Source organism: Bifidobacterium vansinderenii, assembly GCF_002234915.1.
Classification (GTDB): domain Bacteria; phylum Actinomycetota; class Actinomycetes; order Actinomycetales; family Bifidobacteriaceae; genus Galliscardovia; species Galliscardovia vansinderenii.
This window is the reverse complement of the sequence record NZ_NEWD01000007.1, coordinates 305,379-318,063: the sequence shown is the minus strand read 5'-3', so window position 1 is coordinate 318,063 and position 12,685 is coordinate 305,379. Positions and strand designations below refer to the sequence as shown.

Annotated in this window: 9 protein-coding genes; 4 read left to right on the top strand and 5 right to left on the bottom strand. The window is 62.4% G+C overall.

Annotation, left to right across the window (positions count from 1 at the left end; all coding sequences use genetic code 11):
• Nucleotides 1-1,197, top strand: a complete 1,197-nt coding sequence (gene serA, locus Tam10B_RS04880) for a phosphoglycerate dehydrogenase (protein ID WP_093960121.1) — start codon at nt 1-3, stop codon at nt 1,195-1,197.
• 168 nt (nt 1,198-1,365) lie between these two features.
• Here the strand turns inward: serA and nrdR are convergent, their stop codons facing one another.
• Nucleotides 1,366-1,839 carry a transcriptional regulator NrdR gene (gene nrdR / locus Tam10B_RS04875; RefSeq protein WP_093960120.1) on the bottom strand — a complete coding sequence of 158 codons (474 nt, stop codon included), beginning with the start codon at nt 1,837-1,839 and terminating at the stop codon, nt 1,366-1,368.
• Between the two features lie 95 nt (nt 1,840-1,934).
• The gene (locus Tam10B_RS13500; RefSeq protein WP_233133590.1) at nt 1,935-2,354 is read right to left on the bottom strand and encodes a LysM peptidoglycan-binding domain-containing protein; all 420 of its coding nucleotides are present in this window, start codon (nt 2,352-2,354) and stop codon (nt 1,935-1,937) included.
• A 145-nt stretch (nt 2,355-2,499) separates the two neighbouring features.
• Between Tam10B_RS13500 and lexA the strand changes: the two genes are divergently transcribed.
• Nucleotides 2,500-3,231, top strand: a complete 732-nt coding sequence (gene lexA / locus Tam10B_RS04865) for a transcriptional repressor LexA (RefSeq protein ID WP_408606631.1) — start codon at nt 2,500-2,502, stop codon at nt 3,229-3,231.
• Between the two features lie 262 nt (nt 3,232-3,493).
• On the opposite strand, the gene Tam10B_RS04860 is transcribed toward lexA, so the two are convergent.
• Together Tam10B_RS04860 and hflX are read right to left on the bottom strand one after the other, a co-directional pair.
• Nucleotides 3,494-4,456: an L-lactate dehydrogenase gene (locus Tam10B_RS04860; protein WP_093960118.1), complete on the bottom strand. Its 963-nt coding sequence runs from the start codon at nt 4,454-4,456 to the stop codon at nt 3,494-3,496.
• Nucleotides 4,457-4,681: 225 nt separating this feature from the next.
• Entirely contained in the window at nt 4,682-6,181 is a 1,500-nt protein-coding gene (hflX, locus tag Tam10B_RS04855; RefSeq protein WP_408606630.1) for a GTPase HflX, read from the bottom strand.
• Nucleotides 6,182-6,324: 143 nt separating this feature from the next.
• Between hflX and Tam10B_RS04850 the strand changes: the two genes are divergently transcribed.
• Both Tam10B_RS04850 and hrpA read left to right on the top strand, forming a co-directional pair.
• On the top strand, nt 6,325-6,990 hold the full coding sequence (locus Tam10B_RS04850) for a class I SAM-dependent methyltransferase (RefSeq protein ID WP_093960116.1): 666 nt from the start codon (nt 6,325-6,327) through the stop codon (nt 6,988-6,990).
• A 138-nt stretch (nt 6,991-7,128) separates the two neighbouring features.
• A complete protein-coding gene (hrpA, locus tag Tam10B_RS04845; RefSeq protein WP_093960115.1) occupies nt 7,129-11,190 on the top strand; it encodes an ATP-dependent RNA helicase HrpA in 4,062 nt (1,353 codons plus the stop codon).
• Nucleotides 11,191-11,267: 77 nt separating this feature from the next.
• On the opposite strand, the gene Tam10B_RS04840 is transcribed toward hrpA, so the two are convergent.
• Complete coding sequence (locus Tam10B_RS04840) at nt 11,268-12,356, bottom strand: formate/nitrite transporter family protein (protein ID WP_093960114.1); 1,089 nt, start codon at nt 12,354-12,356, stop codon at nt 11,268-11,270.
• Between the last annotated feature and the right edge of the window lie 329 nt (nt 12,357-12,685).

Sequence of the window (12,685 nt, the reverse complement as noted above, 5' to 3'; positions counted from 1 at the left end):
ATGCCTAAAGCCTTACTACTTGAGAACATCCATCCGTTCGCGTCCGAGAACCTGCGCCAGCATGGTTTCGAAGTGGTGACGACGAAGGGCGCCATGGATGAGGACGAACTCATTGCCGCGCTCGACGGTGTGGATCTTCTCGGCGTGCGTTCCAAGACGAACGTCACCGAGAAGGTCCTTGCCGCCCGACCGAACCTGACCGCCGTGGGCTGCTTCTCCATCGGCACGAATCAGGTGGACCTGAAGTATGCGGGCAAGCGCGGCATCGCCGTGTTCAACGCGCCGTACTCCAACACCCGTTCCGTGGTGGAGCTGGTTATTTCGGATATTATCGCGCTGATGCGCCGCCTGCCCGCGCATTCCCATCATGTGCGTGGCGGCGTGTGGGACAAGTCCGCCGCCGGATCCCATGAGGTTCGCGGCAAGACCCTGGGCATCATCGGCTATGGCAACATCGGCTCCCAGGTGTCCGTGCTTGCCGAGGCGCTGGGCATGCATGTGGTGTTCTACGACATCGAAGAGAAGCTGGCGCTGGGCAATGCCGAACGCGCCGAGAGCCTTGACGACCTGCTGGAGAAGTCCGATGCCGTCACCCTGCACGTCGACGGCCGTAAGTCGAACACAAACTTCTTCGGCGAAGACCAGTTCGAACATATGAAGCAGGGCTCGGTGTTCATCAACCTGTCCCGCGGTTTCGTGGCGGATCTGGACGCCTTGAAGAGCCATATGGATTCCGGTCATATCGCCGGCGCCGCGGTGGACGTGTTCCCGGTGGAGCCGAAGAAGTCCGGTGATGCGTTCGCCACACCGCTGAGCGAGGAGGACAACGTGATCCTCACGCCGCACATCGGCGGTTCCACGCTTGAGGCACAGGAGGCCATCGGGCATTTCGTGTCGCACAAGCTGCTCGACTACTGGAGCAACGGCGTCACCTCGCTGTCGGTGAATCTGCCGACGCTGAACATGAATCCGTGCCAGGGCGCGGTGCGCATCGCGCATCTGCATGATAATCTGCCGGGTGTGCTGGCCAACGTGAATCATGTGCTTGGTGCGGAGAACATCAATATCACCGCCCAGGCGCTGGCCACCGAGGATGAGCTCGGTTACGTAGTCACCGACGTGTCCAGTCGACCCAGCGCCGAGGCACTGGAGCAGCTCAAGAACCTGCAGGGCACCATTCGCGTGCGCGTGCTGTGACTCGTAGCGCTGTACTGGCGAATTAATCGTCAATAAGGCGATGGGCGACTTCCCCTTCCTTGCGGGGAGTCGCCCATCGCCTTATGTTGTGTGATGCCTTGCGTCTGTCGCTTCTATGGTTATCGGTCATTGCATGCCGATGGCGGCGAGCACACACGACACACACGATCAGTTCTTGGATTCGTTCCCGGTCGGGGACTCCTGCTCCCGCAGCTCCCTGATCGCACGTTCGAAATCCTCGAGATTGTTGAACTCCTGATATACGCTGGCGAATCGCATGTAGGCCACCTCGTCCAGATCACGGAGCGGACCGAGGATTGCCCGTCCCACTTCGTCGGACGGCACCTGGGCGAGTCCGCGCGCGCGAAGATCCTCCTCCACGCGCTGACCGAGCTGCTTGAGATCTTCCTCCTTGATGGGCCGTCCCTGACATGCCTTGCGCACGCCGGTGATCACCTTGTCACGATTGAACGGCTCAACGTTCCCCGATCGTTTGATCACCATCAACGTGGCCGTCTCGACCGTGGTGAACCGTCGCGAGCATTTCGGGCATTCACGCCGACGGCGAATGGAATAGCCGTCCTCCCCCACACGGGTATCGACGACCTTGGTATCCGGGTTCTTACAGAAAGGGCAATGCATACCATCAAGAGTAAACGTTGGTGCGCACCACCCGCGTGTCTTGCACGAGCCATCGACGAAATCGGCCCTCGTGTCCCCATTGCGGACGGACGATGTCATCGTATCGGCACCACGATGCGCTGCCCCACCTGCAACGACGATGTCTGTAGATGATTCAGCTGTTTGAGCTCCTCCACGGTCTCGCTCACATCTTCGCCCTCCGGGGTGACACGTTCCGCATAGGACCACAACGTATCTCCCGGAGCCACCGTATAACTGACGACCTCCATCGGCTCGGCCCCACCCGATGCGGCGCCCGAGGAGTTCTTCAGTACAGCGATCGGAAGACAGAGCAGCACGATCAACAGCAGAATCGTCATGGCACGGCGCCATACCGCATCACGGAGTCGAACATCATCAACCGTTGATCGAACATCTGTTGCCGTGGTGTTCAGCACGCGCCTTGCAGCGAACGTCGACGGCAATGCTTTGGAATTCAAGGGCTTTGCCTCTAATGTGAAATGCATATCCGTCATGATGCACCTTTCTCGAACACACGTTCTATCGAACAGTAGTTGCAATTGTGCCACATATGTACGAATCGTGCAACCTTCTATAGAACATCTGTTTTGAGTTTCGAACATTTCGATGTACAGTTGAACCAACTGAAAGGAGTTCGACGTGCGCACCATTCCCTTTTCGCCGAAAGGCGGCGGTCCCGTATTCGGCGGGGAGGATCTCACCGACCGACAGCGACGTATTCTGGAGGCAATTCGCGAGCATATTCTGCAGAAGGGGTTCGCCCCTTCGTTCCGCGAGATCGGTGAAAGCGTCGGGCTGAAGAGCCCGTCGTCGGTGAAGCATCAGCTTCATGCCCTTGAGGACAAGGGGTATATTCGCATCAATGCGAACAAGGGGCGCGCCATCGAACTGTTGGCCGACTGGGATGGCGATACGATCGAACGTTCTCCCGACGGCTCGGCCATTGTTCGTTTTCCGAGTCAGGAGGCGATCGAGGAGCGCGAGGCGTCACTGGCGCAGTCGCGCGACGTACCCCTGGTCGGACGCATCGCCGCCGGCATGCCGATCACTGCGGAGCAGCATGTCGAGGATGTGATGCGACTGCCGAAGAGGCTGACCGGTGACGGCAATCTGTTCATGCTGGAGGTCCATGGCGATTCCATGGTGGATGCGGCCATCTGCGATGGTGATTTCGTGGTGGTTCGTGCGCAGAACACTGCCGAGAACGGCGATATCGTGGCCGCTCTGCTGGATGGCGAGGCCACGGTGAAGACGTTCCGCAACGAGAAGGGCCATGTGTGGCTTATCCCCCACAATCCGGCGTACACGCCCATCGACGGCACCAATGCCTCGGTCATGGGCAAGGTGGTCACCGTATTGCGTAAGGTCTGAGGATCACAAAAAGGGTCGAAACCAGTAACGGTTTCGACCCTTTTGCTTTCGATGGAGCACCTCTCCCCCCACCGGATTCGCCGGAAGTCCTCTCATCAAAGGCATCCGGCATCGCAGTCATAAAAAAATCGACGCTCCGTAGCGTGAAGTCCACATAAAAATCCGTTCCACGCGTGTGTCATCAAGGCGTGCAGACGAAGGCGTACAAAGGTACGTCGAAGTCTGCAACAACGAAGATGACACTCCGTGGAACGGATTTTTATCAGAAGCCGAACTGGGCGGCGGTCTGCTTCAGCGTCTCGGCGGAGCGCTTGAGGGCCGCGAGCTCACGGTCGGAGAGCGGGGTGTTGATGCGGGTGTTGACACCCTGACGGTTGAGGACGGACGGCACGGACATGCAGACGTCGGAGATGCCATGGAAGTCGTGGAGGAGGGAGGAGACGGGGAGGATGCGGTTGGAATCCTTGAGGATGGATTCGATGATGTCGACGCCGGACATGGCGATGGCGTAGTTGGTGGCGCCCTTGCCTTCGATGATGCGGTAGGCGGCGTTCTTGACTTCCTGGTGGATCTCCTCGCGCTTGGCGGCGTCGAGCGGCTCGTGGCCCGGGAGCGGGGTCCAGTCGCACATGGGGACGCCACCGATGGTGGCGGAGGCCCACAGCGGGACTTCGGAGTCGCCGTGCTCGCCGGCGATGTAGGCGTGGACGTTCTTGACGTTGACGCCGGTCTGCTGGGCGATGAGGAAGCGGAGGCGGGCGGAGTCCAGGTTGGTGCCGGAGCCGAAGATCTGGTTGGCGGGCAGGCCGGAGAGCTTCATGGACACGTGGGTGACGATGTCGACCGGGTTGGTGACGAGCATGTAGATGGCGTTGGGGGCCACGTTGACAACACCGGGGATGATGGACTTCATGATGTTGATGGTGGCGCCGGCGAGGTCGAGGCGGGACTGGCCGGGCTTCTGGCGGGCGCCGGCGGTGATGACGACGACGTCTGCGTCACGGCAGATCTCGACGTCGTCGGATCCGCTGATGGAGACGGTGGGGTAGAAGCTGGAGCCGTGCTGCATGTCGAGCACCTCGGCTTCAACGCGCTTGGCGGCGATATCTTCCAGCACGATCTCACGGGCGATACCGCGCTGGGCGGCGGCGAAGGCCATGGTGGAGCCGACAGCACCGGCACCAATAATCGCAAGCTTAGTGGGACGAATCGTTGATTCTGCCATGGGAAGGCACCTCTCTTTGATTAACTCCAAATATCGGCAAATCAAGCCAACTTCGGAATTACTATAACGTCACCATCTGACTATTTGTTGCCAAGATTCGCCTTGGAGTTGTTTGCGCGTCGATCGTTTGCCGAAATCATGACGTTAGCGTGCACATGTTAACGATCGCAACGCTTTCGGAGATCAGCATTCAGCGAACGGCCGGAGGGATACGCCGCCGGATGATCATTCCTCGTCGATGGCACGGTCGACAATACGCGCGGCAAGACGGGGATCGACGTTTGCTTCGACGTAGACGCCGTCGGGACGGTATTCGACGTGATCGACCATGCCGTATTCGCGGACCTCGGAGACGAGGGAGCCGGCGTCGTAGGGCAGGAGCGCGCTGACGTGGACGTCGGGAACAGGAAGCAGCGCCTCCACGGCGTCACGCAGGGCGTCGACGCCTTCGCCGGTGGCGGCGGAGACGAGGAACGCGTCCGGGTCGAGCTGGCGGAGTCGGTTACGGGCCACGTCGTCGACCATGTCGATCTTGTTGAAGGCAAGGATGCGCGGAATGCCCTCCACGCCGGGGATGTCGGCGAGCACGTCGTTGACGGCGTCGATCTGGGAGAAGGGGTCGGGGTGGGATCCGTCGACGACGTGGAGGATCACGTCGGACTCCCCCACCTCCTCCAGCGTGGACTTGAACGCCTCGATAAGCTGTGTGGGCAGTCGGCGAACGAAGCCGACGGTGTCGACGAACGTGTAATGACGTCCGTTGACGGAACGGGCGCGACGCACCGCGGTGTCGAGGGTGGCGAACAGCGCGTTCTCGACGAGTTCGGCGGATCCGGTGAGCCGGTTGGTCAGCGAGGACTTGCCGGCGTTGGTGTAGCCGACCACGGCCACGGACGGCAGCTCATGCCGACGGCGCGAACCACGCTTGACTTCGCGGGCCGGAGCCATCTGGGCGATCTGACGGCGCAGACGGGCCATGCGGGTGCGGATCACGCGACGGTCCATTTCGATCTGGGTCTCACCCGGACCTCGGGAGCCGATGCCGCCGGCCTGACCCGCAGCCTGGCCGCCGGCCTGTCGAGACAACGAACCGCCCCAACCGCGCAGTCGGGGAAGCATGTATTCAAGCTGGGCGAGCTCCACCTGGGCCTTGCCCTCACGGCTGGTGGCATGCTGGGCGAAGATGTCGAGGATCACGGCGGTGCGGTCCACCACCTTCACCTTGGCCACATCCTCGAGGCCGCGCCTCTGCGACGGCGGCAGGTCGGCGTCCACCACGATGGTGTCGGCGTCGAGCTGCGCCACGATGCCGGCGATCTCCTTGGCCTTGCCGGAACCCACGTAGGTGGCGGAGTCGGGGCGGAGACGATGCTGCAGCAGACCGTCCATCACCTGTGCGCCGGCGGTTTCGGCGAGCGCGGCGAGCTCCCTCAGGGATTCCTCGGCCTTAGCCTGGGTGGTTTCCTGACTGGACCAGACGCCGACGAGCACGACGCGTTCGAGTCGCACCTGACGGTATTCGACTTCGGTGACGTCCTGGAGTTCGCCGAGACCGGTGACATGCTTGAGCTGGTTGCGTGACTCTCGTTCCGCCCATTCTTCGCTGCCCGGGCCGAACGCGCCGCCTGACGTCGTGTCCTGCAGTACTTCGGAGTGTTCGGCGAGCACGTCCGTCGTGCCCTGATCCGTCTGCTGTTCTCTGCCGTTCGTTTCGCTGTTGGCCACTGGCACCTCTCGTTGTACGCTCTATTCCGGCTTCTTATTATCATCGTGTGAGAAGACATGGGACGTTGGCGCGGTCGGGCAATCGATGTGGGTGACGGCCGAGGCGGTCGAGAGCAGTCGGAACTATCAAGGAGTGAATGGTTATGGCACGCAAGGCGGACAGGGTGAACGGACACAAGGCCGGCAATGGGCAGAATGAGCAGTATTTTTCGGCGACGCCGTCGTCGGAGGATGTTCGTCGTACGCTGCAGGTGACGCTGCGCGGGCGTGATGTCACGGTGGAGACGAGTCATGGCGTGTTTTCCGGCTCTCGTCTGGATCTGGGTACGTCGGTGCTGCTCAGGCATGCGCCGGAGACGCCGGAGCATGGAACGTTCCTTGATCTGGGCTGCGGCTGGGGTCCGATCTCGCTGTCGCTGGCGTTGGAGTCGCCCGAGGCCGAGGTGTGGGCGGTTGATGTGAACGAGCGTGCGCTGGAGCTGACCGCGGGCAATGCCAGGCGCAATGGCTGCGAAAACGTGCGCACTGTGACGGCTGACGCGTTTGCCGACGAGTTCCCCGCCGACGCCGGTTTTGACGTGATCTGGTCGAATCCGCCGATCCGCATCGGCAAGGATGCGCTGCACGAGCTGCTGATGACGTATCTGCCGCGGCTGAATCATGGCGGCGAGGCGTATCTGGTGGTGCAGCGTAATCTGGGTTCGGATTCGCTGATCCCGTGGCTGGCTGATCAGCTGGGTGCGGAGTTCACCGTGGGCAAGTACGCGTCGTCGAAGGGGTATCGCGTCATCGAGGTGCTGCGCGCATAGGCGCATGACCGTATTGGCCGCAATCGCATAGCCACATAGCGGCATAGCGGCACAGCAGTAGGGACGGTGGGTCGATGACGGTGCGTCATCGTCCGCATGCCGTCCGCTGGAGTTTTAGGAATAGGGACAGAGGGGCAAGTGAAATTCGAATATCCATCCGAACTGCCGGTCAGTGCGGCCAAGGACGAGATCGCCGAGGCGGTTCGTTCCCATCAGGTGGTCATCGTCTCCGGTCAGACCGGTTCGGGCAAGACCACACAGCTGCCGAAGATCCTGTTGGAGATGGGCAGAGGCAGTCATGGTCATCAGATCGTGCACACGCAGCCGAGGCGTATCGCGGCGCGTACCGTGGCCGAACGCATCGCTTCGGAGATGCAGGTGCGGCTTGGCGACGAGGTGGGTTTCCAGGTGCGTTTCACCGACGAGTCGTCGCCGAAGACGCGTCTGCGCGTGGTGACCGATGGTATTCTGCTGGCGCAGATCCAGCGCGATCCGAAGCTGTCGGCGTACGACACGATCATCATCGACGAGGCGCATGAGCGCAGTCTCAACATCGACTTTCTGCTCGGCTATCTGACGGCCTTGCTGCCGAAGCGGCGCGATCTGAAGCTGATCATCACGTCGGCGACCATCGATTCGGTGAAGTTCCAGGAGCATTTCGCCAAGGTGCTGCATACGGACGTGCCGGTGATCGAGGTGTCGGGCCGTACGTATCCGGTGCAGATCGTGTATGAGCCGCTGGGGTCTGCGCCCGCGCTGATGCGTCACGTGCCGGGGTTCGAGGACATTCGTCCCGGCGAGGAGGACGACGATCCGGACATGGACATGCCGACTGCCGTGGCCCGCGCCTGCGCCGAGCTGGTGATCCATTCCTCGCATGAGCGTGGTCCGCGCGACATTCTGGTGTTCGCGGCCGGCGAGCGCGACATTCATGAGTTCGAGACGGCGTTGCGCCGGCATTTCGGCCAGCGTGCGGTGGACATGCGCAGGCCGGATGCGATCGAGATCCTGCCGTTGTTCGCGAGGCTGTCGTCGAAGGAGCAGCATCGCGTGTTCGAGCCGCATTCGCATCAGCGGATCGTGCTGGCCACGAATGTGGCGGAGACGTCGCTGACGGTGCCGGGCATTCGGTATGTGGTGGATCCGGGCATGGCTCGTATCTCCCGTTATTCGAAGGCGGCGAAGGTGCAGCGTCTGCCGATCGAGCCGATCAGTCAGGCGAGTGCGGATCAGCGTGCGGGCCGTTGCGGTCGTATTGCGGATGGTATTGCGATTCGCCTGTACGAGCGTACGGATTACGAGACGCGTCCGCGGTTCACCGAACCGGAGATTCTGCGCACGGCGCTGGCGTCGGTAGTGCTGCACATGCTGTCGGTGGGTGTGGCGAGGACGGCGTCGGATGTGACGAACTTCGGGTTCATCGATCCGCCGGATACGAAGTCGGTGGCGAACGGCTTCAATGATCTGGTGGAGCTGCGGGCGATCTCCCGCAAGCAGGGCGATGCCCGTCTGACCCGTATCGGCCGTCAGCTGGCGCGTCTGCCGATCGATGTGCGTCTGGCCCGCATGGTGGTTCAGGCGTCGAATGATACGCCGAACACATTGGCTGCGATTCTGGTGGTGGTGGCGTTCCTGAGTCTGCAGGATCCCCGCGAGCGCCCGGAGGACAAGCGCGAGGAGGCGGACCGTATCCATAACCGGTATGCGGACGAGTCGAGTGATTTCCTGACGGCGTTGAACATCTGGGACCGGTTCTTCCAGGCGGAGGGCGATCCGTCGAATTCGGCGCTGCGCCGTATGTGCAAGACGGAGTTCATGAGTTTTCCGCGTATGCGCCAGTGGAAGGATCTGTACCGTCAGCTGGAGCAGATGTGCCGCGAGTTCAAGTTCAACGTGGGTGAGCCGCAGCCGTCGTCGCGCCCGCCGTTGGAGGTGCGTCAGCTGCCGATCAACCAGCAGGCTGCGCATTCGCTGAAGTGCGCGTGGGATGCGGACGGCATTCATAAGGCCATGCTGTCCGGTCTGTTGTCGAGTATCGGTATGCAGCAGATTCGCGAGCCGAAGGCGTCGGATTTCGCCGGGCTTCGCGGTGCGGCGCGTGCGAAGGCGATGAAGCGAGCGCAGAAGCAGTCGCGTAACGAGTACATGGGTTCGCGCGGCACGCGGTTCGCGTTGTTCCCTGCGTCGGCGGTGGCCAAGTCCACGCCGCAGTGGGTGATGGCGGCGGAGCTGGTGGAGACGTCGCGTTTGTGGGCGCGCTCGTCGGCGGCGATCGATCCGGCGTGGGCGGAGCCGCTGGCCGGCAATCTGACGCGTACCACGTATGCGGAGCCGCACTGGTCGGCGTCGAAGGGCGCGGCCGTGGCGAGTGCGAAGGTGCTGTTGTATGGTCTGCCGATCGTGCAGGATCGTCCGGTGTTGTGGGGTTCGATCAACCCGGTGGAGGCGCGTGAGTTCCTGATCCGTGAGGGTCTGGTGGGCGGCGAGATCCAGCAGCGGTTCCCGTACGACGATTTCATCGACAATAATCGTGACGTGCTGGAGGCGGCCGACGAGGAGGCGAGCCGTACCCGTCATATGGCGGATCGTGTGACGGACGAGGATCTGGTCGACTTCTATGATGCGAAGCTGCCGGCGGATATCACGTCGATGGCGAAGCTGGGGTCGTGGTGGCGGCATCATCATGATGAGGATCCGACGCTGCTGGACTTCGACCCGTCGAAGGTGGAGCGTCTGCAGACCGCGGACGAGGTGAGTCTGGACGACTATCCCGACCGTTGGCATACGCTCGGTTCGGATGGCACGCCGATCGATCTGAAGCTCACGTACGTGTATGACCCGAACGCCGATGATGATGGCGTGACCGTGCACGTGCCGTTGAAGTTCCTGTCGCGCATCAGCCCGGAGCAGTTCACGTGGACCGTGCCGGGTCTGTTGGATGAGCTGATCGTCACGACGATCAAGTCGCTGCCCAAGGCGCTGCGCGTGCAGTTCGTGCCGGCGCCGGACACGGCCCGTGCAATCCGCGCGTGGATCGACGACCAGTATGAGTCATTGCCGGGCTCCGGCGAGCAGGGGCACCCCTCCCCCGCCCCGGTGGACGCGACGACCGGTGTGGCCGCGTGGCCTGATTTCGCGCATGTGTTCACGCAGGCGGCGATTCATGTGGTGGGCGCGCAGCTGCATCCCGAGGTGTTCGGCGGCGAGCAGTGGGAGCGTCTGCCGAAGCATCTGAAGATGACGTTTGCGGTGGAGAAGCCGGTGGCTGATCGTCGTGGCCGTGGCGGGCATGGCCGTCGTGGCCGTTCGCAGCGCATGCAGGTGATCGCTACGGGCAAGTCGCTGCTGGAGCTGCAGCAGCGGTTCGCCGCGGAGGCTGCGGAGTCGGCTCGTGCCACGGTGAAGAAGCAGGCCACGGCCGCGGCGGATCAGGGCAAGGTGGTGCAGTCGGCGAATCTGCTGCACAAGGCGGGTGCGACCACGGTGTCGCGCGCGTCGATGCTGTGGAGTGCCGCGCTGGATGCCCTGCGACTGCCGGCCGAACGTATTTCGTCACGCTGGCTGGGCGGCGAGGCGCTGATGCTGGCGTCGGCGCCGTACAAGTCCACTGCCGATCTGGTGGAGGATCTGCAGCTGGCGGCGGTCAAGCGTCTGCTGCCGAACGTGGGGTCGATCCGTGACGACGCTCAGCTGGCGGACGCGGTGAGCGATGTGATGCAGGTGTATGAGGATACGGTGTATCAGGTGGCGCACGATGTGATCACGATCCTGCGCCGGTACGCGGAGGTGGAGAAGGCGGTGTCGGGCCCGGCATCGCTGCCGCTGCTGGCCGTATTGCAGTCGATCCGCGAGCATATCGCCACGCTGGTGAGGCCGGGCTTCGTGGGCAGCGTGCCGCCGGATGCGCTGCGTTCCATGGACCGGTATCTGCACGCGGATCTGCTGCGTCTGGACAAGGCGAAGGTGGACAAGTCGCGTGACGTGAATTGGGCGTGGCAGGCCGACGAGGCGAAGCAGCTGGTGGACAAGGCGCTTGACGCTGCCCGCAAGCAGCCGGCCGGGCCTCGTCACGACGAGATGATGGACAAGGCCGAAACGGCCCGTTGGATGCTCGAGGAGTTCTATGTGTCCCTGTGGGCGCAGGAGCTGGGCACGCCCAAGCCGGTGAGTCTCAAGCGCATCACCAAGGCGCTGAAGTAACGATCGGGCCCTATGGGGAGAAGGATTCCTCATAGGGCCCGATTCGGTTTTGTCAATGGGACTGTCCAATGACTGTTCTAGCGGCGGCCGATGTTGTGGCGGTCGCCGTTGTGGCCGTGACCGTGGCCGTGATGGTGCTGGTCGTTCATGACGGCGAAGTTGATGCCGATGAGCAGACCGCCGCCCACGAAGTTGCCGAGGATGACGACGATGATCGCCGCCACTTCCGTAAGCGGATCGCCTACGCCGAACAGTCCCATGATGAGGAACAGCACGGAGTCCGCCACGGAGTGTTCGAAACCGAGGTAGGCGAACACGAACACGGCGACCATCATGATGATGCACTTGGTGAAGTCGTTGACGAGCTTGCCGTTGTAGCACATGAGCATGGCGATGTTGATGCAGAAGTTGCAGAAGATGCCGCGCACGAACAGGTCGATGATGCCCGGCAGCCCCTGGGCGAGGTATCCGGTCTTGGTGGCCACGGCGGTGGACATGATCGTGAAGACGTCGCCACTGATGATGGTGGCTCCGCGCATGAGGATCGCGACGATGAAGCCGCCGATCAGGTTGCCGATCAGGCACAGGCCGAGGATGTACAGGCTGCGCATGGCGCCGATGCGGTGGTGGTAGACGCCGATCGACACGATCATCATGTTCGAGGTGAGCAGTTCGGAGTTGGTGTAGTAGATGAGCACGAGCGCCCAGCCGAACGTACAGGCTCCGAGCACCTTGCCGGCGAGCGCCATGCCGGGGCCGGCGGCGGCGAACGTGGCGGAGATGACGAAGAACGCGGTGAAGAAGATGCCGACGAACAGGCCGGCCATGATGGCGCGCTGCATGTATTTGCTGACCAGGTTACCGGTCATGGTCTTCTTGCTGTTGAGCGCGTCGAGCACGGTGCTGACGAAGATGTTGCCGGGGAACAGCGGGTCGAGCTTGGGGGCGGCGGTCAGCGGGGATGCTGCGGCCTGGGGTGCCGCGGTTGCCGCACTGGCGGTGGCGGCCGTGGTGGCGGCGCTGTTGGCTGCGTCGGCTGCCGTGGCTGCGGCTGTTGCGGCGGCTGCCGCAGCCGTGGCCGCTGCCGCAGCGGCTGCGGTGGCGGCCTCCGGCGTGGTGGTGGGAATGGGCTGGTTTGCGGTTTCCTGTGTCTGGTCAGAAGACATGTTGGGACTCTCTATCCTCAATGGGTGAATTGGGTTTCTTCCTTGCGTGAACACATCCACCCTAGGCCTCGAGGTTGCCCCATCGCCACCTTCGTTGCCGTGAGATTCCCCACAGTTGCCTTGGTATGCCCCGCTCTGTGAGCAAAGTCACCTCATCCGACCGGCTTCGCCGGCCACCTTCCCCTCAAGGGGAAGGAAAAGCGAAAGACGACCTTCATCTCTCCCCCGGAGCCGAAGGCACTCCCAAATTAGTGAAAAACGAACGCCACGCGTGTGGTATCGGTCGGACAGAGAGTGAAGGCGTACAACGGTACGTCGAACTCTCTGTC

Bases quoted from the DNA above. Each gene is read 5' to 3' on its own strand.
- serA (WP_093960121.1), top strand. From the start codon at position 1: ATGCCTAAAGCCTTACTACTTGAGAACATCCATCCGTTCGCGTCCGAG.
- nrdR (WP_093960120.1), bottom strand. From the start codon at position 1,839: ATGCATTGCCCTTTCTGTAAGAACCCGGATACCAAGGTCGTCGATACC.
- Tam10B_RS13500 (WP_233133590.1), bottom strand. From the start codon at position 2,354: ATGACGGATATGCATTTCACATTAGAGGCAAAGCCCTTGAATTCCAAA.
- Tam10B_RS04860 (WP_093960118.1), bottom strand. From the start codon at position 4,456: ATGGCAGAATCAACGATTCGTCCCACTAAGCTTGCGATTATTGGTGCC.
- Tam10B_RS04850 (WP_093960116.1), top strand. From the start codon at position 6,325: ATGGCACGCAAGGCGGACAGGGTGAACGGACACAAGGCCGGCAATGGG.
- Tam10B_RS04840 (WP_093960114.1), bottom strand. From the start codon at position 12,356: ATGTCTTCTGACCAGACACAGGAAACCGCAAACCAGCCCATTCCCACC.